The sequence below is a fragment of the Lacinutrix sp. YIN62 genome, from assembly GCF_057219185.1.
In genome coordinates this window covers 115,711-140,289 of record NZ_JBXVVH010000010.1, presented here as the reverse complement: position 1 = coordinate 140,289, position 24,579 = coordinate 115,711, and the positions used below count along the sequence as shown (strand labels likewise).

The 24,579-nt window shown below is 33.3% G+C and carries 16 protein-coding genes; 10 read left to right on the top strand and 6 right to left on the bottom strand.

Annotated features, from left to right (window positions below; genetic code table 11):
* Positions 1 to 158: 158 nt before the first annotated feature.
* Together AC2D8I_RS08755 and AC2D8I_RS08750 are read right to left on the bottom strand one after the other, a co-directional pair.
* Complete coding sequence (locus tag AC2D8I_RS08755; RefSeq protein ID WP_484705622.1) at positions 159 to 1,667, bottom strand: M56 family metallopeptidase; 1,509 nt, start codon at positions 1,665 to 1,667, stop codon at positions 159 to 161.
* A 2-nt stretch (positions 1,668 to 1,669) separates the two neighbouring features.
* Entirely contained in the window at positions 1,670 to 2,029 is a 360-nt protein-coding gene (locus AC2D8I_RS08750) for a BlaI/MecI/CopY family transcriptional regulator (protein ID WP_484705621.1), read from the bottom strand.
* Positions 2,030 to 2,200: 171 nt separating this feature from the next.
* Here AC2D8I_RS08750 and AC2D8I_RS08745 point away from each other — a divergent pair, with 171 nt between their 5' ends.
* Positions 2,201 to 3,136 (top strand): calcium/sodium antiporter, encoded by a 936-nt coding sequence (locus AC2D8I_RS08745; RefSeq protein ID WP_484705620.1) that lies wholly within the window; start codon positions 2,201 to 2,203, stop codon positions 3,134 to 3,136.
* A 73-nt stretch (positions 3,137 to 3,209) separates the two neighbouring features.
* Here the strand turns inward: AC2D8I_RS08745 and AC2D8I_RS08740 are convergent, their stop codons facing one another.
* Positions 3,210 to 4,226 carry a glutamine synthetase beta-grasp domain-containing protein gene (locus AC2D8I_RS08740; protein ID WP_484705619.1) on the bottom strand — a complete coding sequence of 339 codons (1,017 nt, stop codon included), beginning with the start codon at positions 4,224 to 4,226 and terminating at the stop codon, positions 3,210 to 3,212.
* Positions 4,227 to 4,418: 192 nt separating this feature from the next.
* Here AC2D8I_RS08740 and AC2D8I_RS08735 point away from each other — a divergent pair, with 192 nt between their 5' ends.
* From AC2D8I_RS08735 to AC2D8I_RS08705, 7 genes are all read left to right on the top strand, one after another.
* Complete coding sequence (locus AC2D8I_RS08735; RefSeq protein ID WP_484705618.1) at positions 4,419 to 6,605, top strand: glutamine synthetase III family protein; 2,187 nt, start codon at positions 4,419 to 4,421, stop codon at positions 6,603 to 6,605.
* 381 nt (positions 6,606 to 6,986) lie between these two features.
* Complete coding sequence (locus tag AC2D8I_RS08730) at positions 6,987 to 8,165, top strand: AIR synthase related protein (protein ID WP_484705617.1); 1,179 nt, start codon at positions 6,987 to 6,989, stop codon at positions 8,163 to 8,165.
* Positions 8,166 to 8,176: 11 nt separating this feature from the next.
* The gene (locus AC2D8I_RS08725) at positions 8,177 to 9,139 is read left to right on the top strand and encodes a DUF3078 domain-containing protein (RefSeq protein ID WP_484705616.1); all 963 of its coding nucleotides are present in this window, start codon (positions 8,177 to 8,179) and stop codon (positions 9,137 to 9,139) included.
* Positions 9,140 to 9,574: 435 nt separating this feature from the next.
* Positions 9,575 to 10,651, top strand: coding sequence for a peptide chain release factor 1 (gene prfA / locus AC2D8I_RS08720; protein WP_484705615.1), 1,077 nt, complete (start codon positions 9,575 to 9,577; stop codon positions 10,649 to 10,651).
* A gap of 95 nt (positions 10,652 to 10,746) precedes the next feature.
* Positions 10,747 to 11,559, top strand: a complete 813-nt coding sequence (pyrF, locus tag AC2D8I_RS08715; protein ID WP_484705614.1) for an orotidine-5'-phosphate decarboxylase — start codon at positions 10,747 to 10,749, stop codon at positions 11,557 to 11,559.
* 35 nt (positions 11,560 to 11,594) lie between these two features.
* On the top strand, positions 11,595 to 13,676 hold the full coding sequence (locus tag AC2D8I_RS08710; RefSeq protein WP_484705613.1) for a T9SS type A sorting domain-containing protein: 2,082 nt from the start codon (positions 11,595 to 11,597) through the stop codon (positions 13,674 to 13,676).
* 96 nt (positions 13,677 to 13,772) lie between these two features.
* On the top strand, positions 13,773 to 14,576 hold the full coding sequence (locus AC2D8I_RS08705; RefSeq protein ID WP_484705612.1) for an ABC transporter substrate-binding protein: 804 nt from the start codon (positions 13,773 to 13,775) through the stop codon (positions 14,574 to 14,576).
* Between the two features lie 3 nt (positions 14,577 to 14,579).
* Here the strand turns inward: AC2D8I_RS08705 and AC2D8I_RS08700 are convergent, their stop codons facing one another.
* Both AC2D8I_RS08700 and AC2D8I_RS08695 read right to left on the bottom strand, forming a co-directional pair.
* The gene (locus tag AC2D8I_RS08700; protein WP_484705611.1) at positions 14,580 to 14,756 is read right to left on the bottom strand and encodes a Lacal_2735 family protein; all 177 of its coding nucleotides are present in this window, start codon (positions 14,754 to 14,756) and stop codon (positions 14,580 to 14,582) included.
* Positions 14,757 to 15,135: 379 nt separating this feature from the next.
* Positions 15,136 to 15,855 carry a DUF4197 domain-containing protein gene (locus AC2D8I_RS08695; RefSeq protein WP_484705610.1) on the bottom strand — a complete coding sequence of 240 codons (720 nt, stop codon included), beginning with the start codon at positions 15,853 to 15,855 and terminating at the stop codon, positions 15,136 to 15,138.
* Positions 15,856 to 16,097: 242 nt separating this feature from the next.
* Here AC2D8I_RS08695 and AC2D8I_RS08690 point away from each other — a divergent pair, with 242 nt between their 5' ends.
* Both AC2D8I_RS08690 and AC2D8I_RS08685 read left to right on the top strand, forming a co-directional pair.
* Positions 16,098 to 19,538 carry a methylmalonyl-CoA mutase family protein gene (locus tag AC2D8I_RS08690; protein ID WP_484705609.1) on the top strand — a complete coding sequence of 1,147 codons (3,441 nt, stop codon included), beginning with the start codon at positions 16,098 to 16,100 and terminating at the stop codon, positions 19,536 to 19,538.
* A gap of 122 nt (positions 19,539 to 19,660) precedes the next feature.
* Positions 19,661 to 20,902 (top strand): zinc-dependent metalloprotease, encoded by a 1,242-nt coding sequence (locus AC2D8I_RS08685; protein WP_484705608.1) that lies wholly within the window; start codon positions 19,661 to 19,663, stop codon positions 20,900 to 20,902.
* Positions 20,903 to 21,103: 201 nt separating this feature from the next.
* Here the strand turns inward: AC2D8I_RS08685 and secA are convergent, their stop codons facing one another.
* Positions 21,104 to 24,460 (bottom strand): preprotein translocase subunit SecA, encoded by a 3,357-nt coding sequence (secA, locus tag AC2D8I_RS08680; protein ID WP_484705607.1) that lies wholly within the window; start codon positions 24,458 to 24,460, stop codon positions 21,104 to 21,106.
* Positions 24,461 to 24,579 lie beyond the last annotated feature (119 nt).

Below are 24,579 nucleotides of genomic sequence, written 5' to 3'. Positions count from 1 at the left end.
GGGACTTATACTAAACCAATTTTTAGCTATATTTGAAAACAGGATTAGGATATAAATAACCTAACCCTGAAATTTTGAACTTACACACTTTTTAGGATAGTGTCGATTTTAAAGTCTAACCCTTTTCTATTTTAAAAATAGATATACTCTAACGAAGTTTATTCTTTAGTAGTAATTATAATAGCTCCATTTATCGCTTTTTCGCCATAACGATTCGTAGCGTTCTTGCCTTTAAAAACTTCTACACGTTGTATGTTATCAGAGTCTATAGCGTTAAATTCGTCTTTAGAGACTTCTTTACCATCTATAATGTAAAAAGGAGTTTTTGTGGTATCAGAAGAAACAAACAGAGTTTGGTTTTCTTCTTTTAATGTAATAGTATTATCGTTTGTTGTAGTAGTGGTGCTTGAGAAGAAGGTTTTTGTGTTTGTTTTGTCTTTGTGTTTCGCTTTTGAGAGTTTTTTGTTTTTACTATTAGTTGAAAATACTACTGTGTTGTTTTTTGTGTTAGGACGCGCAAAGCCAACGGCTCCGTTTTTTATGTTATAATAAAATGTAATAGAGGTTATTGGTGTTTCTCCAGAAACAGATGTGTGCCCTTTGTTGCCTTCTGGCGTTTTGAATGAGGCTTTAATGGCTTTTATTTCTCCATTAGCATTTCTTTTAACCCCTTTTAGTCTTAATTCTACATTGAGTTTTGAAAACTGCTTTTCAGCATTTTTTAAATCTTCATCGCTAAAGTCTTTAGTAATTATTATGGTTTCAGTCTCTTTTGTAATCTTATCTTCATTGGGAGTTGTGATTTTATTACTGTAAGTATCGGTATAGATTTTTTTTGTGTTAAAACTCATAAAAAAGAAGGCAAGTAGTGGGAGAATTAAAGAATACTTCCAAAGATTTAATGGTTTCGATTTAGATTTGTGTAACATAATAATTCGTTTTTTGATTAATGAATTGTAGAAATTGTTGACTAATGTTAATTGTTGTTTTGTTAAAACTGTTTTTAATAATAGTATTTGATAGCTTTTTGAATTGCTAATCTTGCTTTGTGTTTTATGGTCTGCTATAAATTCTAGGTTTTGTTGTAATGATTTATTGTAAAACCAAATGAAAGGGTTAAGCCAGAACAGTATCGTCGCTATCTTTGTTAATAATATATCTATAGAATGAAATTGTTTAGCGTGTATTTTTTCATGAAGAATAATGTGTTTTAATTCATCTGCATTAAAGTGGTTAGGGTTATAAACGATATATTTAAAAAAAGAAAAAGGGGAATGGTCTTCTTGTGTTTCTATAAAAGTATATTGATCTTTTGTTTTAATTTTACCTCTTGATATAATAATGGCTAGAGAAATGCTTTCTGTCATAAATTTTAAGAGAAATAAAAGAACTCCTATACTGTAAATCCATTTCAAATAATCAGCAAAATGAAATGATTTTACGGCTTCAACATGTGGTGCGTAGTCTGAAGTTATAAAATTTAAATTACTTACAGTTGGGGTAGCGATATAAACGGGAATAACGATTAACGGGAGAATTGCTGCAGTAACAAACCCTATTAATAAAAAAAACCGATTGAACTCAAAAAATGTTTCCCTTTGTAGAAAGAATTTGTAGCATAAATAAAATAGTACGATTACAAGGTTTAATTTTAATACGTATGGCATAATCACTGTTTCTTTTCAATTAAGTTGATTATTTCTTTAAGATCATCAACACTTATTTTTTCTTCTTTAGCAAAAAACGAAACCATATTTTTGTAAGAGTTGTTAAAATAGTTTTCAATGGCTGTATTCATAAAACGTTTTCTATAGACTTCTTTTTTTACTGTAGGGTAATATTGGTGTGTCTTGCCATAAGCATTGTAACTAACGTAGCCTTTGTCTTCCAGATTTCTTATTATAGTAGAAAGGGTGTTATAGTGTGGTTTGTCTTCTTTTATTTCTGCCAGCACATCTTTTACGAAAGCCTTTTCTAGTTTCCATATAATGTGCATTATGTCTTCCTCCTTATTTGTTAGTTTTTGCATATCTGAAATTTTAGATTTCTTAACAATGTATTTTTGTTATGAGACAAACTTACAACTATTTTTATAGTTATAAAACTGTTTTTGTAGTTTTATGTGTTGGTTTTAAAAAAATAGAGAAGTAAAATACCTAAAACTAAATCTTATGGTATCTTCGCTTAAAAAAAATAAAGCATGAATTTTGTATTGGTTGTCGGGGGATTAATCTTATTAATTTTAGGAGGTAATTGGTTGTTGAAATCTGCTGTAGGACTGTCTTTAAGTCTTAAAATCCCTAAAATTGTTATTGGGATGACGGTGGTTTCTTTTGCAACATCAGCACCAGAGTTAATCGTAAGTATTAACGCGGCATTAAGGGGGGCTTCAGATTTAGCTTTAGGCAATGTTATTGGTTCTAACATTGCTAATTTAGGATTGGTTTTAGCAATTACATTATTATTATCGACAATACATGTGCAAAAAAGTTTTTATAAAACAGATTGGCCAGTAATGATGATCGCTTCAATATTGTTGTTCTTTTTTGTTGTTTACGATAAGGTTATCACTGCTTCTGAAGGTGTTGTTTTGTTTGTGTCATTAATGGTTTTTTTAATTTACCTTTTACGGTTTCAAAAGCAAGCAATTGTAGATGAGATGCCAGAAGATGACGAGGCTTTACCGTTGTATAAAATTGTATTGTTTTTATGTGTGGGAGGACTTGGCTTATGGGGCGGATCGGAGTTGCTAATAAAAGGCGCTACAGCTTTGGCTTTAGATTTTGGTGTTAGCGAGCGAGTTATTGCAGTAACCGTTGTGTCTATTGGTACTAGTGTGCCAGAATTAGCAGCCTCTATTATAGCTGTTTTAAAGAAGGAAAAAGCTATTTCTTTAGGGAATTTAATAGGGTCTAATGTTTTTAATATTTTAGCAGTTTTAGGAATTACAGCAATGATTACACCAATAACCGTTGTAGATGAAAGATTGATAACGTTCGATATTTTCTGGATGCTAGGGATATCGTTTATAGTATTGCCTTTGGTATTCCTGCCAAAGGGCTTGCGTTTAAACTGGAAAGATGGTGTGGTTTTGTTAATGGCCTATTTTATATTTGTATATATGACGCTTTCTTAAAAAGAATAAAGCAAAAAAGCGTTTGATAAATTTATCAAACGCTTTTTTTTTATAAGTTAAACAAAATCGGAGTTTAATCGATCTTTGTAGATTTTACTGTTTTTATAATACGACCAGCAATTTTGTATGGATCTCCGTTAGATGCAGGGCGACGATCTTCTAGCCAGCCTTTCCAGCCTTTTTCTACAGTAATAATAGGTATGCGAATAGAAGCGCCTCTATCTGAAATACCGTAGCTAAAATCATTTATAGATGCTGTTTCGTGCTTCCCTGTTAAACGCTGGTCATTAAATTCTCCATAGACTTCAATGTGTTCTTTTACAACAGGTCTGAAAGCCTCACAGATTTTTTCGTAAATTTCTTTGCTTCCACAAGAACGTAATGTTGTATTTGAAAAGTTTGCATGCATACCAGAGCCATTCCAATCTGTGTCACCTAAAGGTTTTGGGTGATATTCTATGTAATAACCATATTTTTCTGTTAAACGATCTAGTAGGTAACGTGCAATCCATATTTCGTCTCCAGCTTTTTTGGCGCCTTTAGCGAATAATTGGAATTCCCATTGTCCTGAAGCGACTTCTTGATTTATACCTTCGAAATTTAGACCTGCATCAATACATAAATCAGCATGCTCTTCAACTAGATTTCTACCGTGTGTATGTCTTCCTCCAACAGAGCAATAGTACATACCTTGAGGTGCTGGGTAGCCACCCACAGGGAAACCTAAAGGTAAAAGGGTTTTGCGGTCCATGATAAAATACTCTTGTTCAAAACCAAACCAGAAATCATTATCCTCATCTTCAATGGTAGATCTTCCATTAGAAATGTGAGGCGTACCATCTGCATTTAAGACTTCGGTCATTACTAGATAACCATTTCGTCTGGCTGGGTCAGGGTAAATAGCAACGGGCTTTAGTAAACAATCAGAATTGTCTCCAATGGCTTGTCGCGTAGAACTTCCGTCGAAAGACCAAATAGGACAGTCTTCTAATTTTCCACTAAAATTTTCTTCAACTTTAGTTTTACTTCTCATGTTTTGCGTTGGCTTATAACCATCTAGCCAAATGTACTCTAGTTTAGATTTACTCATAATTGTTTAAAAAAAAGTATTAATAAATGCGATGCAAATATATGTTAATTTTGTTTCACCCTATTTATTTTTGGGTTAAAAATAAATGAAATGTTGTTTTTGTGATTTAAACCCTTGTTTTTTTAGGGGTAGGTGTTGTTGTGGAGGTTTTTTGGGGTTAAAATGTTATATTTGTATCAAAATAGAAGTACTATGTCTACATTACGCTTTTTTGCTATACAAGAAACATTAAATAGGAAGCCGGTAAAAATTGAAGAGAAGAAGCGGCGCTCAGAACTCTTTGGAAAGCATGTGTATAATAAGACAACAATGCAGCAAACGTTAACTAAAGGCGCTTTCGAAAGTGTGAATGATGCAATAATGAAAGGCACGAAAATAGAACGAAGTATAGCCGATCAGGTTGCGTCTTCAATGAAAGATTGGGCTTTGTCTAAAGGGGTAACACATTATACGCATTGGTTTCAGCCTTTAACAGGTGCTACGGCAGAAAAACATGATGCTTTTTTTGAAACCATAGGCGAAGGCGATGCTATTGAAAAGTTCGGAGGAAGTCAATTGGTACAACAGGAACCAGATGCTTCAAGTTTTCCTCATGGAGGAATAAGGAATACTTTTGAAGCTAGAGGATATACTGCATGGGATCCAACATCTCCAGCATTTATATATGGAACAACATTATGTATTCCTACGGTTTTTGTGTCGTATACCGGGGAAGCTTTAGATTATAAAACGCCATTATTAAGGGCATTACATGCTGTAGATTCAGCTGCGGTTGCCGTTTGTAAGTATTTTGATAAAAATGTAAAAAAAGTAAATGCGTCATTAGGTTGGGAACAAGAATATTTTTTAATAGATAGTGCGTTGGTGTCCTCTAGACCAGATATTATGTTAACAGGAAGAACTTTATTAGGGCATGCTTCAGCAAAAGGACAACAGTTAGATGATCATTATTTTGGGACCATACCTAATAGAGCAATGGCATACATGAGAGACTTAGAAAAGGAATGCATGTTATTAGGAATTCCTGTTAAAACAAGACATAATGAAGTCGCGCCAAATCAATTTGAATTAGCGCCAATCTATGAAGAAGTTAACTTAGCGGTAGATCACAATGCGTTATTAATGGATGTTATGGACAAAGTAGCAGAACGGCATCGATTTAAGGTGCTATTTCATGAAAAACCATTTAAAGGGATAAACGGTTCGGGAAAGCATAATAACTGGAGTTTAAGCACAGATACAGGGGTTAATCTGTTAAGCCCAGGAAAGACACCTATGAGTAATCTTCAGTTTTTAACTTTTTTTATTAATACAATAAAGGCAGTAAACGATAATGAGGAGCTATTAAGGGCCGCTATCGCATCGGCAAGTAACGAGCACCGTTTAGGAGCTAATGAAGCGCCGCCAGCAATAATTTCTGTGTTTATTGGGGAGCAATTAACACAGGTGTTAAATGAATTGGAAAATGTAACAAGTGGCAAACTTTCTCCTAAAGAGAAAACAGATTTAAAATTGAATGTTGTTGGAAAAATTCCTGAAATTTTATTGGATAATACCGATCGAAATAGAACGTCTCCTTTTGCTTTTACAGGGAATAAGTTTGAGTTTAGAGCAGTAGGATCTAAGGCAAATTGTGCGAATCCGATGACTTTATTAAATTCTATAGTGGCAAAACAATTAATCGAATTTAAAGCAGAAGTTGATGTACTTGTCGATAAAAAGGAAATGAAAAAGGATGATGCTATTTTTAATGTTTTAAGAGAGTATATTAAAAAATCAAAAGCAATTTTATTTGAAGGCAATGGTTATGGCAGTAATTGGGAAAAAGAAGCAAAAAAAAGAGGTTTAAGTAATAATAAAACCACTCCAGAAGCTTTGCAAGCTAAGATTTCTAAAAAAGCGATAGCATTATATGAAGGTTTAGGGGTAATGAATGCCGTAGAAATTGAAGCGCGTTATGAAATAGAAATGGAAGATTATATCATGCGGATTCAAATAGAAGGACGTGTATTAGGTGACATTGCAAGGAATCATATTGTACCAACAGCCATAAAATATCAAAATATTTTAATTGAAAATGTAAAAGGGTTAAAAGAAATTTATGGTACAGGCTTTAAAAAGGTCGCTAAGGCGCAACTGGATTTAATTGAGGAAATTTCTGCTCATATAACCATTATTAATGATACTGTTACAAAGATGACTAACGTAAGGAAGGTAGCGAATTTAAAGAAAGATGTAACGATTAAGGCAAAAATGTACTGTAATGATGTTAAAGTTTTATTTGAGGATATCCGCTATCATTGTGATAAATTGGAATTGTTGGTAGATGATGAGCTTTGGCCATTAACGAAGTATAGAGAATTACTATTTACAAAATAGCGGTTTTCAATTGTGTAAAATGTAAGTATTTGGTCTTGGCTGTATTGTATTGAGTGTTCGTTCTGTAATTGCCTTTTGTCGATCTCTGTTTGTCTGTTATCGAAAAAAAATAATGTAAAGTGCTTTTTTTTAGTTGTTTAGATTTTGCGTTGAAATTAATTATATACATTTGAAAGGCTATTAAGTAATTATTTTAACGATATGTTCGAATGTAGATCTAATTAAACGATTTTAACTGGACGAATTAATTTAACCAGACCATTAAATGTTTATATAATGATTTAAACATAAGCTAATATCGCCAATATAAAATAGTAAAAGCGCACTATTTAATTTGTGTGCTTTTTTTTTATAAATATATTTGCGAATATATATAATATTATGAGCTCTGAAATAAGTAAACGATATAGTCAAAGAGGTGTATCTGCATCAAAGGAAGATGTACACAATGCTATAAAAAATATAGATAAAGGTTTATTCCCAAAGGCTTTTTGTAAAATAGTTCCAGATTATTTAAGTAATGATGATGATTATTGCTTGGTAATGCATGCAGACGGAGCAGGAACCAAAAGTGCTTTAGCGTATATGTACTGGAAAGAAACAGGAGATGTGTCTGTTTGGAAAGGAATTGCGCAAGATGCGCTAATAATGAATATTGATGATTTACTTTGTGTGGGGGCAACAGACAATATAATGTTGTCGTCTACAATAGGAAGGAATAAAAATATAATTACAGGGGAGGTACTTTCTGCTATAATTAATGGGACAGAAGAATTAATCTCAGAATTAAAAAAGTTTGGAGTAACAATCCATTCAACAGGTGGGGAAACCGCAGATGTTGGAGATTTGGTAAGAACTATAATTGTAGATTCTACGGTAACCGCACGAATGAAACGAAGTGATGTTGTAGATAATGCGAATATAAAGGCAGGAGATGTTATTGTAGGATTAGAAAGTTTTGGACAAGCAACTTATGAAAAAGAATATAATGGCGGGATGGGAAGTAACGGATTAACTTCTGCTCGTCATGATGTATTTCATAATTATCTCGCAAAAAAATACCCAGAAAGTTATGATGCTACTGTACCAAAAGATTTAGTGTATTCTGGACAGGTGAAATTGACTGATGAGGTAGAAAACGCACCATTAGATGCAGGGAAATTAGTGCTGTCTCCAACACGAACGTATGCTCCCATTATTAAGGAAATATTGTCAAAATATAAAAATACAGACATCCATGGGATGATACATTGTTCTGGGGGAGCTCAAACTAAGATCTTGCATTTTGTAGAGGGATTACATATTGTAAAGGATAACATGTTCCCAATACCACCACTATTTAAATTAATACAAGAACAATCTAAAACAGATTGGAAGGAAATGTATCAAGTTTTTAATTGTGGACATAGAATGGAAATTTATGTGTCTCCAGAAGTAGCGGCCGACATTATCACTATCTCTAAAAGTTATAATGTTAATGCGCAAATTGTAGGAAGAGTTGAAACTTCAGAAACCAAAAAATTAACTATAAAAAGCGAGTTTGGAGAGTTTAATTATTAGCTTATAGAATAATGAAAAAAATAGTGTTTTTGCTATTGCCTTTCTTTTTTCAAATGGTAACGGCGCAATCAGATTCCCTAGTTGAAAAAGCAGATAGCCTAGAAGTGGTTTTGCCTTGGGTTCAGGAAAATAAGGTGAATCTAGATTTAAATGAAGTTGCATTTGTGAATTGGAATGCTGGAGGCGCAAACTCTGTGTCGGCATTAATAGACCTATCATCGTCTTTAAAATATGAGCATAAAACTTTAGATTTAATATGGATTAGTGTTATTACGGGGCGTTATGGGATTAACAAGCAACAAGCAGAGGGCATAAAGAAAACAGATGATTTGTTGGAAATAAAATCAAGTATAGGTTATAAATCAGATAGTCTTACAAATTGGTATTATACCGCTAAATTAAATTTTAGATCACAGTTCTCAAATGGGTATACTTACCCAGATACCTCTAAACCTATTTCTAAATTCATGGCTCCTGGATACCTGTTTTTTGGAGCTGGAATGGAGTATGGTAGAAATATTGAAACCTTATCTTTTTATTTTTCACCATTAACAATGAAAGGCACTTTTGTGTTGGATGATGATTTGGCTAATGCAGGTGCTTTTGGAGTAGATCCAGCGCTTCTGGATAATGATGGAAACGTTATAGAAAAAGGTGAAAAAGTTAGAACAGAAGTTGGCGTATTAATCACAAAAGCTTACGAAACCGTTATTTTTGAAAATATTTCGTTAAAAAATGCATTAAGCTTATATACCGATTATTTTAATAGTTTTGGTAATATGGATGTTAACTGGGAAATTAACTTTGATTTTAAAGTTAATGAGTTTGTTAAAGCTAGTCTAGGGTCTCATTTGAAATACGATAACGATACAAAATTGCAAGTGGAAACAGATGAAATGGGTGAGTTTGCTGAAGAAGGGGCGAAAGTCCAATGGAAACAACAAATCGGTATCGGAGTAACATTAGATTTTTAATAAGATTAACCCGAGGCTCTCTCTTCTTTTAAGCTATCTAAACCCGTTTAATAGTAAAAAGAAGCCGCAAGTTAAGACGGAATCTAAAACGTAAAGCGTTAAAACTAATCGAAAATTAGAAACACCTGCCATTTTATAAAATTTTAATTTTTGCCTTACACTAGAATCGTTAATTAAAAGTAAGAATAAGAGTGTTAAAAATAATTTTGTGAGTAAGGTTAGAATTATTTTAGGAGTTATTATTGTTAAAATAATAGTTATTAGAAAAGACCATATTGCTAAAGGTCTATAATAAAAAAGTATTGCACGAAATCGATTCACCATATATTTTATAACGGAAAAATAGAGGGATTATTTTTCTAAATTCTAAACAAAACATAAGGCATTGCAATGTCATAAATTATCGTACTTTTGTTTTAATAATTTTATAGATAGATGTTAGAGAAATTACAAATAGTAAAACAACGTTTTGATGAGGTAAGTGATTTAATAATACAACCAGATATTATAGCAAATCAAAAACGATATGTTGAGCTAAATAGAGAATATAAAGATTTGCGTATTCTTATGGAAAAGCGTGATGACTATATGGAATACACTAATAATATAGCAGAAGCCGAAGAAATAATTGCAGATGGAAGTGATGCCGAAATGGTAGACATGGCCAAAATGCAATTGGAAGAAGCAAAAGAAGGGATTCCTAGATTAGAAGAAGAAATAAAAGTCTTGTTAATCCCTAAGGATCCTGAAGATGCTAAAAACGCAGTAGTAGAATTAAGAGCCGGAACAGGTGGAGATGAAGCCAGTATTTTTGCAGGTGACTTATTTAGAATGTATACTAAATACTGTGAAGGAAAAGGGTGGAATGTGAGTACTGTAGATTTTAGCGAAGGAACAAACGGTGGGTTTAAGGAAATACAATTTGAAGTCAGTGGAGAGGATGTCTATGGCACTCTAAAATTTGAAGCAGGTGTTCATCGAGTACAACGTGTTCCGCAAACAGAGACGCAAGGGCGTGTGCATACCAGTGCAGCGACAGTAATGGTGTTTCCTGAGGCAGAGGAGTTTGATGTAGAAATTAACCCAAAAGAAGTAAGAGTTGATTTTTTCTGTTCATCAGGGCCAGGCGGACAATCTGTAAATACAACATATTCCGCAGTACGTTTAACGCATATTCCAACAGGGTTAGTGGCACAATGTCAAGATCAAAAATCACAGCATAAGAATAAGGAGAAAGCATTTAAAGTTTTACGTTCTCGTTTGTATGAAATGGAACTGGCCAAAAAAAATGCCGAGGATGCCGCAAAAAGAGGGTCTATGGTAACCTCTGGAGATCGTAGCGCAAAAATTAGAACTTACAATTATCCGCAAGGGCGTGTAACCGACCATAGAATAGGGTTAACACTCTACGATTTGTCTAATATTGTAAATGGCGATATTCAGAAAATTATTGATGAATTAATGTTAGCCGAAAATACTGAGAAGTTAAAGGCAAATAGCGATATTATTTAATACACAAGCCTCTTTAGTTAGAGGCTTTTTTATTACAGGTTCAAATAAAAAGAACTTTGTAATTATTATTGAATTCATTATAACAAAATCAAAGAATGACAACGCAACAATTAATATTTCAAATCAAAAAGAAGAAATCCTTTTTATGTATTGGATTGGATGTTGATTTAGAAAAAATACCAGAACACCTTTTAAAAGAAGAAGACCCAATATTTGCTTTTAATAAAGCAATTATTGATGCAACACATCATTTATGTGTAAGTTATAAGCCCAATACTGCTTTTTATGAAGCCTATGGTTTAAAAGGTTGGAAAGCGTTAGAAAAAACGATTAATTATTTAAATGAAAAGCATCCCGAAATTTTTACAATAGCCGATGCTAAACGCGGAGATATTGGAAACACCAGTACCATGTATGCCAAAGCCTTTTTTGAAGATTTAGCTTTCGATAGTGTAACAGTTGCGCCCTATATGGGACAAGACTCTGTAGAACCTTTTTTAGCTTTCGATAATAAGCATACCATTATGCTGGCATTAACGTCTAATAAAGGCGCCTTCGATTTCCAAACTAAAACAGTCGAAGATAAACCACTATATAAAGAAGTTTTGAAAACCTCTAAATCTTGGGAAAATGCTAAAAATTTAATGTACGTAGTTGGAGCCACAAAAGCCGACTATTTTAAAGAAATTAGAGCTATCGTACCAGAAGCCTTTTTATTAGTGCCAGGCGTAGGTGCGCAAGGCGGAAATTTACAAGAGGTATGTAAATATGGGATGAATGAAAATATTGGCTTGCTAATAAATTCATCTAGAGGAATTATATACGCATCTAATGATAAGGGATTTGCTGAATCTGCGGCTGAAAAAGCTAAAGAATTACAGTTGCAAATGGAAGCTGCTTTGAGTTAAGATAAATAAACAAATAAAACCAGTAAACAATTACTATGAAACGAATAAAAATAATAATAACACTTACTTGCTTAGTAGTGAGTTTGTATACAACCGCGCAAATTGTAAATATTCCCGATGCTAATTTTAAGAATCATTTAGTGAATCTTCTTAGTGTAGATATAGATGGTGATGGACTTAATGATACGGTAGTAGATACAAATGGTGACGGTGAAATTCAAGTAAGTGAAGCGCTAGCTGTAGAAAGATTAGGCTATATAAATTCAGGAGATATTGTTAGTATGGAAGGTATAGAAGCTTTTACTAATCTAATTTATTTAGACGCAAATGATTGCGATAATTTGTCTATACTTGATATTAGTAACAATATTAATTTAGAATTTTTATCATCAAGTCAGAATAGTTTATCATCATTAGATACTAGTAATAATATTAATTTGAAAAGTATCTATTTAAACTCTCCTCTTACAACTTTAGATTTGAGTAATAATATTAATCTGGAAAGAGTCTCTTTTCAGGGGAGTTTATTAAATGAGATAGATCTTAGTTCAAACACGTTACTTACTGAATTATACTTGGATCATAATAGTAATTTAACAACTATTAACCTTAAAAACGGAAATGCTCTGTTATCTAATTTCGCTATAATTAACAACCCAGATTTACAATTTGTATGTGTTGATAAGGATGAAGTTAATTTTATTAACAATTATTTTATAAATGAAGGCTTAACAGTAAATGTTAACTCTTATTGCTCTTCTGCTCCTGGAGGAAATTACAATACCATTTCAGGAACAAGCCTTTTCGATTTAAATAACAATGGTTGTGATGTTAATGATGTAGCATACCCTTTTTTAAAACTAAATATAGATGACGGAGTAAACTTAGGCGCAACTTTTACAACTAGTACTGGAGGCTATAATTTTCACACACAAGATGGTAATTTTACTATAACACCAGATATTGAAAATCCTGCCTTTTTTAATATAACTCCAGCAAATGCAAGTGTAAGTTTTTCTGATAATAATGACAACACAACAGTTCAAGATTTTTGTGTTACAGCAAATGGAGTACAGCCAGATTTAGAAATCGTACTAGCGCCAACTGTTCCTGCAAGACCAGGTTTTGATGCGACTTATATAATAACTTATAAAAACAAAGGGAATCAAGTAATGTCTGGAGATTTTAGTTTCGAATATCATCAGGACGACGTTTTAGATTATGTTTCTAGTTCAGACGCTCCTATATCTCAAGGAGTAGGAATATTAACGTGGGATTATACTAACCTATTACCATTTGAAAGTAGAAGTATTTATGTAACGTTAAATGTTAATGGGCCAACAGAAGTGCCAGCTGTAAATATAAATGACCTTTTAGATTTCACAGCAAGCATTAATCCTGTAACAGGAGACGAATTGCCATGGGATAATAGATTTGGTTATAAGCAGGTAGTAGTTGGTTCTTTTGATCCTAATGATATTACTTGTCTAGAAGGTGATGCGGTAGATGTTGCATTAATTGGAGAAGATTTACATTATATTATTAATTTTGAAAATACAGGAACTTTTGCTGCTGAAAATATTGTAGTAAAAACAGAAATAGATCCAGCTCAATTTGATATAAACACATTACGTTTATTAAGTAGTTCTCATAATGCAGAGGTTAGAGTAGAAAATAATATCGTAGAAATTATTTTTGAATCTATTTTTTTAGGAGCAGGAGCACATGGTAATATTTTATTAAAGCTTAAAACAAAAAATAATTTACAAGAAGGAGATGTTGTAACTAATAGTGTCGAAATATTTTTTGATTATAACTTCCCGATACATACAAATGTAGCAGATACTATTTTTGATACTATATTGGGGAATAATGAGTTTGAAATAAATCAGAATATAAACTTATATCCAAACCCTGTTAAAAATACTTTAAACATTTCAGCAAAAGAAACTATAAAAAGTATATCTGTATATGATATGTTAGGGAGGGTTTTGCAAACAAAAACAAATACAAAAATAAATACACAAATAGATATGTCTATTTATACACCTGGAACTTATTTCATAAAAACAGTAACTTCTAAAGGGACAAGTGTAAGTGAAGTAATAAAAGAATAGTATGATGAAGCTATTTTGTTTATATTAATAAAAAATAAAAACCTGAATCCATTTCAGGTTTTTATAGTATAATTAGAGATTGTAATTTCTACACAAATGCAAACAGAGATAACAATAATAGATCAGTTAAAGCAAACGATTGATTTCGAGAGTACTCCAAAAAGAATAATAAGTTTGGTGCCTTCTCAAACAGAATTACTTTACGATTTAGGTTTGGAAGATAGTATTGTCGGAATTACAAAGTTTTGTGTACACCCTTTTCACTTCAAAAGTACAAAAGCAATAGTTGGCGGAACTAAAAATATTAAGATTGAAAAAATAAAAGCGCTTGATCCAGATATTATTCTGTGTAATAAAGAAGAAAATACAAAAGAGATTGTAGCTATTTGTGAATCTATATGTACTGTACATGTTTCCGATATTTTTACAATTAATGATTGTTTAGAGCTAATATCACAATATGGCGTGTTGTTTAGGAAAAGAATAGAGGCTATTAAAATTTCTAATAAGATTAGATTTAATTTAAACGATTTTAAAGTGTTTATAAAGGATAAGCCAGAATTTAAAGTAGCCTATTTTATTTGGAGAAACCCTTGGATGGTTGCTGGTAATACTACTTTTATTAATTATTTATTAAAGCTTAATAAATTCAAAAATATCTATGCAAATCTAGAGCGGTATCCAGAAATTGAACTCAAGAAAATAAGAATAGAAGGAGATCCTGAGCTCGTATTATTATCAAGTGAGCCTTACCCTTTTAAGGATGAACATGCTTTCGAAATAGGCAGAGTGTCCCATCATGCAAAAACAATATTCGTGGATGGAGAATATTTTTCTTGGTATGGATCAAGGTTAGTAAGCGCTTTTGATTATTTTAAAGCACTGAGAAATAGACTATAAATTTTATCTGGATAGAAATTTAAGCTTATTAAGTTTATTGAGTAATTTCATTGCTTTGTACTCTGAGTCATCACTTAATGCATGATCCGTTTGGCGCAGGTTATAAGCTTGTTCAACAAGTTGCTTATAGCGCTTGTTGAGCTTTATTTGATGTTGTTTTAAAATATCCTTACGCCTCATTTTATTTAAATAAAAATCTTAAAATAAAGATACGGTAATTTTTGTTAAACTCAAGGTTAATTAACTGTTTTTTAGATGTTTATGTTGTTTCGAGGTGTTTGTTGTTTTGTTTTAATGTTTTTTCAGAATTGATTTTCTGTTTTAGAGAGAGCCTCAATATTTAAGTTAAGCATTAAAGAATAACAAAATAAAAAAACCAATCTTAGTTATTAAAGATTGGTTTTGGTATTATTAAACTAACTAATTCAAGTATTGAGTGAGAAAATCTACTTGAATAACAAAAATAGAACTGTTTGTTGTTTATTGTATTAAGTGAATATTAGCTTTGTATTAATTAATATTAAATTGGAACTAAAATAATTTCAGTTTTTATATTAATTTATAGGGTATTATTATCTTGTAATGCAAAGACCTTCTTTAAGAGCATTGTTGTACGGGACTCTAGTTTATTACGGATTTCTCCCTCTTCTATAGCAATCATTTTGTAGACCCCTTTTAAAGCTTCAGATGTAACGTAGTCTGTTAAATCTGGATTTACATTTTGAGTAAAAGGAATAGCATTATACTTTTTAATTAAAGTAGCCCAAATTTTATCTGCTCCAACTTTTTCAAAAGACTCTTTAATAACAGGGTTAAATTTAGCATATAAAACCGTTTTAGTTTTGTTTGTTAAATATTGTGTAGCCGCATCATCATTACCTAGTAAAATGGTTTTAGCATCTGCAAAAGATATTGTTTTTACAGCTTCTATAAATATAGGCGTTGCTTCTTTTACAGCATTTTCAGCAGCTCTGTTTAGAGCTTTTAAACCGTCATCGGCTAAACGACTTAAGCCAATATCTCGCAAACCTTTGTCTACTTTTTTTAATTCTTTAGGTAGAAGAATTTTCACTAAGTCATTTTTATAGAACCCATCTTTAAGGGTTAGTTTTTGTACTTGTTTATCGATTCCCAAATTAAGAGCCTCTTTTAATCCTGAAGCTATATCAGTGTTACTTATAGGACTACCATTTTGAGGGATTTGATTAAGGACTTGCTGTAACTCAGAACAAGCTGTTAAATTAAAAATTAAAAAGAAAGCTAAAAATTTACGTATCATAATTTGGGCGTTTTTCTAAAATCAAAGATATATTTTACCATTATAAATTGGCCCAATAATATGCCAAATTTAAAAAGCAAATGTTTTATAACGTGTTTTTTATTTATTACTTTAATTATCAATGCTATAAGTAAAGCGTAAGAAAATGAGAAGCTTTTGGCTTTTTAGATAATTACATATAATCCGTCTGTTTTTTTGAATATTTCGTAAATTGCGCATTTAAAACGCATTAAAAATCACGAATGATACAAGCAACACCATATAAGCCAAAATATAAAGTAAGAATAGTTACAGCAGCAGCACTTTTTGATGGACATGACGCCTCCATAAATATCATGCGTCGTATTATTCAGTCCACAGGAGTAGAAGTAATACATTTAGGGCACGATCGTAGTGTAGAAGAAGTTGTAAATACAGCAATACAAGAAGATGTTAATGCTATTTGTTTAACGTCATATCAAGGCGGGCATAACGAATACTTTAAATATATGTACGACTTACTTAATGAAAAAGGAGCTGGGCATATAAAGATTTTTGGCGGTGGTGGCGGCGTTATCTTACCTTCAGAAATTAAAGAACTAATGGATTATGGTATTTCTCGAATCTATTCTCCAGATGATGGTCGTGAAATGGGGTTGCAAGGTATGATTAATGATTTGATTGAAAAGGCAGATTTTGCTATCGGAGATCATTTAAATGAAGATGTTAGTAAGTTATCGGAGAAAAACCCTAGGGCATTAGCAAGAGTTATTTCTTCGGCAGAAAACTTTCCAGAAGTAGCAAAGCCTACTTTAGATGCGATACACAAGAAGAATGAAAAATCAAAAACACCAGTTCTTGGAATTACGGGAACAGGTGGTGCAGGGAAATCTAGTCTGGTAGACGAATTAGTACGTCGGTTTTTAGTCGATTTTCCTGAAAAAACAATAGGACTGGTATCTGTAGATCCTTCAAAACGAAAAACAGGAGGCGCATTATTAGGAGACCGTATTCGTATGAATGCAATTAACTCTCCACGTGTGTATATGCGCAGTTTAGCAACGCGTCAATCTAATTTAGCATTATCAAAATATGTAAGCGAAGCAGTACAAGTTTTAAAAGCAGCAGAATTTGATTTAATTATTTTGGAAACTTCAGGAATAGGGCAATCGGATACAGAAATAATGGAGCATAGTGATGTTGCTCTGTATGTTATGACACCCGAGTTTGGAGCCGCAACACAGTTAGAAAAAATAGACATGCTGGATTTTGCAGACCTTGTTGCTATAAATAAATTCGATAAGAGGGGATCTTTGGATGCTTTGAGGGATGTGAAAAAGCAATATATGCGAAATAATAACCTTTGGGACATTCCTCAGGATGAGTTGCCTGTTTATGGAACAATAGCCTCTCAATTTAATGATCCAGGAATGAATACCTTATATAAGGCGGTTATGGATAAGTTGGTTGAAAAAACAGAATCGGAATTAAAATCGGGGTTTCATATTTCTGACCAAATGAGTGAGAAGGTTTTTGTAATCCCCCCATCAAGAACTCGCTATTTATCGGAGATCGCAGAAAATAATCGCGCTTACGATAAAACCGTTAATGTACAAGTAAGCGTTGCTCAAAAGTTATACGGGATATATAAAACGATAGGATCGGTTATTAATGTCACGTCAAATACAATTGAACATTCTTTTATAGGAAAACAGGGATTGAATGAGGAGGTGATCTTACAGCAGGTAAATAATGAAGAAGATAAGCTTTTGGTTAATTTACTGATTAAAGAATTTGATCGTGTAAAGTTAAACTTAGACCCATACAACTGGGAGGTCATTACAGGCTGGTCTAATAAATTAGAAAAATATAAAAACCCGATCTATTCGTTTAAGGTTAGAGATAAGGAAATAAAAATAGAAACTCATACAGAATCGTTATCACATATCGATATTCCTAAAGTCGCATTACCCAAATATGAAGCATGGGGAGATATTTTACGATGGAACTTACAAGAGAATGTGCCAGGGGAATTTCCATATGCTTCAGGACTATATCCTTTTAAAAGAACAGGAGAAGACCCTGCACGAATGTTTGCAGGAGAAGGAGGACCAGAACGAACCAATAGACGGTTTCATTATGTAAGTGCAGGACTACCAGCAAAACGTTTGTCTACAGCTTTTGATAGCGTAACATTGTATGGGAATGATCCCGATCGTAGACCAGATATTTATGGGAAAATAGGAAATGCAGGGGTATCTATTTGTTGCTTGGATGATGCAAAAAAACTGTATTCAGGATTTAATCTGGCTCATGTAATGACTTCTGTTAGTATGACTATAAATGGCCCCGCTCCGATGTTGTTGGGCTTTTTTATGAATGCAGCAATAGATCAGCAATGTGAGATTTATATTAAAGAAAATGGGCTAGAAAAAGAAGTTGAAGCAAAAATAGCAACGCTTTATAAAAATAAAGAACGTCCTACTTATAATGGTAAATTGCCAGAAAGTAACGATGGTTTAGGATTAATGTTATTGGGAGTTACTGGAGATCAGGTATTACCCGAAGCTATTTATTTAGATATAAAAACAAAGACCATAGCGCAAGTTCGTGGTACAATTCAGGCTGATATACTAAAAGAAGATCAAGCGCAGAATACCTGTATTTTTTCAACAGAATTTGCATTGCGTTTAATGGGAGACGTACAGGAGTATTTTATAGATAATAACGTTAGAAATTTCTATTCTGTATCTATCTCAGGATATCATATAGCAGAAGCAGGAGCCAATCCAATAACACAATTAGCATTAACATTATCTAATGGATTTACTTATGTTGAGTATTATTTGTCTAGAGGGATGGATATTAATAAGTTTGGACCAAACTTGTCGTTTTTCTTCTCTAATGGGATTGATCCAGAATATGCTGTTATAGGCCGAGTGGCTCGTAAAATATGGGCAAAAGCATTAAAAAATAAATATGGTGCTAATTCAAGAGCGCAAATGTTGAAATATCATATTCAAACCTCAGGACGTAGTTTACATGCTCAGGAAATTGATTTTAATGATATTCGTACTACGCTTCAAGCCTTATATGCGATTTACGATAATTGTAATTCGTTGCATACTAATGCGTATGATGAAGCGATTACGACTCCTACTGAAGAATCTGTACGTAGGGCAATGGCAATTCAATTAATTATAAATAAGGAACTTGGGTTAGCAAAGAATGAAAACCCAATTCAAGGTTCTTTTATAATAGAAGAGTTAACCGATTTAGTGGAAGAGGCAGTCTTGAAAGAATTTGATCGTATTACAGAAAGAGGCGGGGTTTTAGGAGCTATGGAAACGATGTATCAGCGTAGTAAAATTCAAGAAGAGAGCTTGTATTATGAAACTCTTAAGCATAATGGCGATTTTCCAATCGTTGGAGTTAATACCTTTTTAAGTAGTAAAGGCTCGCCTACCGTAGTACCAAAAGAGGTTATTCGTGCGACTGAAGAAGAGAAAGTATTTCAAATTAAAACATTAGAGAATCTACATAAAGCTAACGATACTAAAGCTCTATTGCGAGAGCTTCAACACAAAGCTATTAATAATGAAAATATTTTCGAGGCTTTAATGGATGTTTGTAAGGTCTGTTCGTTAGGTGAGATTACTTCAGCTTTATTTGAAGTAGGAGGGCAATACCGTAGGAATATGTAACGAATCTATATGCATAAGTAAATAAAAAAAGATCAATGTCAGTTGATCTTTTTTTATTTAGAAAGTAACTAGATGTTTTTCTATTTTTGCAGGTAATTAATAACTATAAAAACTGTTTGAATATGAATTTCAAAATTCCCCTTTTACTAGCATTCCTTTGTATAGGAATTAATACTTATGCGCAACAGTCCCGTACCTGTGGAACGACTGCATTTATGGAGCAGCAATTAAATAATCCAGAATTTAGAGCTAAGTATGAAGCTCGTCAAGCGGCATTTCAAGAAAACCGTCTTAATAATTCGGCTTTAAAAAAGAGAAGAGCAACCATAGAAATCCCCGTTGCAATGCACTTCGTTGCAGGAAATGAAGCTAATAGAGCTTGTTTGGAAGCCTTTGCACAAGGACAAGTAGATGTTTTAAATGCGGACTTTAGAGGTGAAAACGCAGATATTTCTCAATGGGGAGCTGCAAGTACTCATTATCCAGGAGTTAACACTGGAGCGTTAGATGTTCAGTTTGTAATAGCAACACAAAATCACCCAGCAAATACAGATAATGATTTAGTTGAAGGAGGTAAAGCTGTTACGATAGGTTATAACTTTGGAGGTGGTACAGATAACGATCCTAAATGGGCAGGTTATATGAATTTTGTAATAAAAGACATTGCTAACGATGTTTTAGGGTATTCACCTCTTGGCGGAAGTCCAGCTAATGGTGCGGCAGTTGTAATGGCTCCTTTTGCTTTTGGATCTGGAGCAGGGTGTGCGGGTTATGTTCCTAATGCGCCTTATAATTTAGGCCGTACAGTAACACATGAATTGGGACATTTTTTTAATTTAGACCACCCCTGGGGTGGAGATGGAGGTTGTAACTTAGATGATGGTGTTGCAGATACTCCTAATATTAGTACTTCTACAGGCGGTTGTCCAGTTGCTGGTAGTGTATTAATGTGTGGTAACAAGTCCTTAACTATGAATTTTATGGATTATGTGAATGATGCTTGTATGTTTATGCTTACTGAGGGGCAAACGAATAGAGCATTAACATACTTGGAAATTATAGAGAGTCAATTCAATACAAATGTTTTGAGTGTTAATGAATTTAAAGCCGATAATGGATTTGCAATATTCCCTAACCCTGTAAGTAATGAGTTAACTATACAGTCTACTAAAAATAATCGTTTAAAAGACGGTACCATTCAGTTGTTTGATATGTTGGGGCGGAACGTTAGAAGCGAAACGTTTAATACTGCATTAGAATCTCAAAATTTAGATATTAGTGGTTTAAATGAAGGGTTATATATTCTAAAGTTTAAATCTGAAAATTTCTCAATAGCTAAACGGATAGTGGTAAAGCGAAATTAATTATAAAATAACAAATAATAATTCTATGTAAATAGAATATCTTTTTTGAAAAGAAAGGCCTTTTACTAATAAATGTAAAAGTTTTTTTTTATTAGTAGAAGTTTGATAGAATTACTAAACGAATTAACGAGAAAATAGAGCGTATAAAAAAACTGAAACGATTAAGTTTCAGTTTTTTTATATCTAATTTAATGTAGCGTATTAATCCTCAACCAATACCCATTCTCCTTTTGATATTAGAGGTTCGGCTTGTTTGTACTTTACAGTTTTGTTTTCACCGCTTATAACGTGTTTTATAGTCACGCGATCATTACGACCAATTTTAGGTTGATCACGAACAATGGTTTCTACAATCTGTTGTTGCTGTTGAGTGTTGCTAGCGGCTCTATTTTGAGACGAGCGTTCATCTAGATTAGGAATGTCTTCTTTTTGAGTTTGTAAATTTTCTTTGTTACGCACTTGCCTTGCTTCACTAATATTACCAGTGTTTTCATTAGGTAACTCTCCTTTAAACAAAAATGAGATTACATCTTTATTCACCTGATCTATCATTCCTTTAAACAATTCAAAAGCTTCAAATTTGTAAATTAATAAAGGATCCTTTTGCTCATGAACGGCTAATTGTACCGATTGTTTTAATTCATCCATCTTGCGAAGATGTGTTTTCCAAGCATCATCAATAATGGCGAGTGTAATATTCTTTTCAAAGTCTGTTACTAATTCTTTTCCTTTAGATTCGTATGCTTTCTCAAGGTCTGTAACCACTTGTAATGTTTTTTTACCATCTGTAAAAGGAACAACAATACGCTTGTATTTATCGCCTTGAGTCTCATAAACATCTTTAATTACAGGAAAGGCAACTTCAGCATTACGTTCCATTTTAGCTTTGTAATGGTCGAAAGCCGATTTGTATACTTTTTGAGCAATATCTGTTGGAGATAATTTGTTGAAATCTGCTTCAGAAATTGGAGAAGACATGGAGAAATAACGAATTAATTCGAATTCAAAATTCTTATAATCATTAGCGGCCTTATTTGTATCTGCAATCCCTTCCGAGGTATCATAAATCATATTAGCTAAATCTACACGAAGGCGTTCTCCAAACAATGCGTGGTGACGACGTTTGTAAACAACTTCACGCTGCGAGTTCATAACATCATCATACTCTAATAAACGTTTACGTACGCCAAAGTTGTTTTCTTCTACTTTTTTCTGAGCACGTTCTATAGATTTAGAAATCATAGAATGTTGAATAACTTCACCTTCTTTGAGTCCCATTTTATCCATCATTTTGGCAATTCGTTCACTACCAAATAAACGCATAAGGTTGTCCTCTAAGGAAACGTAAAACTGAGAACTTCCTGGATCTCCTTGACGGCCAGAACGCCCTCTTAGCTGTCTGTCTACACGACGCGAATCATGACGTTCTGTACCAACAATAGCTAATCCTCCTGCGGCTTTAACAGCGTCGCTTAGTTTAATATCGGTACCACGACCCGCCATATTTGTAGCAATGGTTACTTGCCCTGGTTGTCCTGCTTCTGCAACAATATCGGCTTCTTTTTTGTGTAATTTGGCATTTAAGACGTTATGTGGTACTTTTCTAATCGATAGCATCTTACCTAGTAACTCAGAGATTTCTACATTGGTGGTTCCAATTAAAACGGGACGTCCTTCTTGAGATAATCGGGTTACTTCATCAATTACAGCATTGTATTTTTCACGTTTTGTTTTGTATACTAAATCCTCTCTATCATGACGCGCAATTGGTCTGTTAGTAGGAATCTCTACAACATCTAATTCGTAAATTTCCCAAAGCTCACCTGCCTCTGTTACCGCTGTACCTGTCATTCCTGATAATTTACGGTACATTCTAAAGAAGTTTTGAAGGGTTACTGTAGCAAAGGTTTGTGTAGCATCTTCAATTTTTACATTTTCTTTAGCTTCAATCGCTTGGTGTAATCCATCACTATAGCGACGGCCATCCATAATACGACCAGTTTGTTCATCTACAATCATTACCTTATTGTCCATAACAACATATTGGTTGTCTTTTTCAAATAAGGCATATGCTTTAAGCAGTTGGTTTAAGGTATGAATACGCTCGGACTTAATACCAAAGTCTCTAAATAAATCTTCTTTTAAATCGGCTTCTTCTTCAGAGGATAACCCTTGGGCTTCAATTTTTGAGATTTCAAGGCCTATTTCTGGCATGACAAAGAAGTTAGGATCGTCTTTTCCTGAAAGAAAGTCAATACCTTTGTCTGTTAATTCAATTTGATTATTCTTTTCTTCAATAACATAGTAGAGGTCTTCATCTACCTTTGGCATTTCTCTATTGTTATCTTGCATATAGAAGTTTTCTGTCTTCTGTAGCAATTGTTTTATGCCTTCTTCACTTAAGAATTTGATTAGGGCTTTATTTTTTGGAATACCTCTATAGACACGTAGTAGTTTAAAAGCGCCGTCTTTGGTATCTCCATCGGCTATTAATTTTTTAGCTTCTACGAGTACTTGTGTGAGGTGTTTACGCTGCACAGAAACAATATTATCTACCTTAGGTTTTAATTCTGTAAACTCATGTCGGTCTCCTTGCGGGATTGGACCAGAAATAATTAAAGGAGTTCTAGCATCATCTACTAATACGGAATCAACCTCATCTACAATGGCATAGTGGTGTGGGCGTTGTACGAGGTCTTCTGGGGAATTTGACATGTTATCTCGTAGATAATCGAAACCAAATTCATTGTTTGTTCCGTAAGTAATATCTGCATTATATGCTTTACGACGCGCATCACTATTGGGTTGGTGGTAATCGATACAATCGATACTCATGCCATGAAACTGAAATATAGGCGCCATCCATGCACTATCACGTTTCGCAAGATAATCGTTTACCGTTACTAGGTGCACTCCTTTTTCTGCTAAGGCATTTAAATACACGGGTAGGGTGGCTACTAATGTTTTTCCTTCCCCTGTTTGCATTTCTGCGATCTTACCTTGATGCATAGCAACACCACCAATAAGTTGTACATCATAATGGATCATATCCCAAGTAATGGCTTTTCCTGCGGCATCCCATGAATTGGCCCAAATGGCTTTATCTTCATTTAGAGTAACATAACCATTGTTACCCGATATTTCTCTATCAAAAGCGGTTGCAGTTACAGTAATTTCGGTATTGTTTGTAAAGCGTTTTGCCGTTTCTTTTACAACGGCAAAGGCTTCTGGTAAAATATCGTTTAAAGTGTTTTCAACGGCTTTATAAGATTCGTCTTCTATTTTATCAATTTCTTGGTAGATATCTTCACGTCTGTCAATATCCTCTGTAGTATTGGCTTCTTTAAGAAGGGTTTCTTTTTTGTCGTTGAAGGGTTTGCGTGTTTCTGCAATGATTGCTTTGAATTCGATAGTTTTAGCTCTTAAATCGTCATGAGATAAGGATTCTAAAGCGGCTTCAAAGGTTTTAATTTTATCTACTATAGGCGAGATGGCTTTTACATCTTGTTTAGACTTATCTCCAACAAAGACCTTTAGTATAGAATTTAAAAAATCCATAATTTTATATGTTATTAAGTTTTACATCGTTTTCTATAACACGTTGAGAAGACGATGTTTTTATTGTTATACACCGGGAGTTGAAGCCGATAATTATTTTAATGGTTTAACCACCTTTT

Bases quoted from the DNA above. Each gene is read 5' to 3' on its own strand.
- AC2D8I_RS08755 (WP_484705622.1), bottom strand. From the start codon at position 1,667: ATGCCATACGTATTAAAATTAAACCTTGTAATCGTACTATTTTATTTA.
- AC2D8I_RS08750 (WP_484705621.1), bottom strand. From the start codon at position 2,029: ATGCAAAAACTAACAAATAAGGAGGAAGACATAATGCACATTATATGG.
- AC2D8I_RS08745 (WP_484705620.1), top strand. From the start codon at position 2,201: ATGAATTTTGTATTGGTTGTCGGGGGATTAATCTTATTAATTTTAGGA.
- AC2D8I_RS08740 (WP_484705619.1), bottom strand. From the start codon at position 4,226: ATGAGTAAATCTAAACTAGAGTACATTTGGCTAGATGGTTATAAGCCA.
- AC2D8I_RS08735 (WP_484705618.1), top strand. From the start codon at position 4,419: ATGTCTACATTACGCTTTTTTGCTATACAAGAAACATTAAATAGGAAG.
- AC2D8I_RS08730 (WP_484705617.1), top strand. From the start codon at position 6,987: ATGAGCTCTGAAATAAGTAAACGATATAGTCAAAGAGGTGTATCTGCA.
- AC2D8I_RS08725 (WP_484705616.1), top strand. From the start codon at position 8,177: ATGAAAAAAATAGTGTTTTTGCTATTGCCTTTCTTTTTTCAAATGGTA.
- prfA (WP_484705615.1), top strand. From the start codon at position 9,575: ATGTTAGAGAAATTACAAATAGTAAAACAACGTTTTGATGAGGTAAGT.
- pyrF (WP_484705614.1), top strand. From the start codon at position 10,747: ATGACAACGCAACAATTAATATTTCAAATCAAAAAGAAGAAATCCTTT.
- AC2D8I_RS08710 (WP_484705613.1), top strand. From the start codon at position 11,595: ATGAAACGAATAAAAATAATAATAACACTTACTTGCTTAGTAGTGAGT.
- AC2D8I_RS08705 (WP_484705612.1), top strand. From the start codon at position 13,773: ATGCAAACAGAGATAACAATAATAGATCAGTTAAAGCAAACGATTGAT.
- AC2D8I_RS08700 (WP_484705611.1), bottom strand. From the start codon at position 14,756: ATGAGGCGTAAGGATATTTTAAAACAACATCAAATAAAGCTCAACAAG.
- AC2D8I_RS08695 (WP_484705610.1), bottom strand. From the start codon at position 15,855: ATGATACGTAAATTTTTAGCTTTCTTTTTAATTTTTAATTTAACAGCT.
- AC2D8I_RS08690 (WP_484705609.1), top strand. From the start codon at position 16,098: ATGATACAAGCAACACCATATAAGCCAAAATATAAAGTAAGAATAGTT.
- AC2D8I_RS08685 (WP_484705608.1), top strand. From the start codon at position 19,661: ATGAATTTCAAAATTCCCCTTTTACTAGCATTCCTTTGTATAGGAATT.
- secA (WP_484705607.1), bottom strand. From the start codon at position 24,460: ATGGATTTTTTAAATTCTATACTAAAGGTCTTTGTTGGAGATAAGTCT.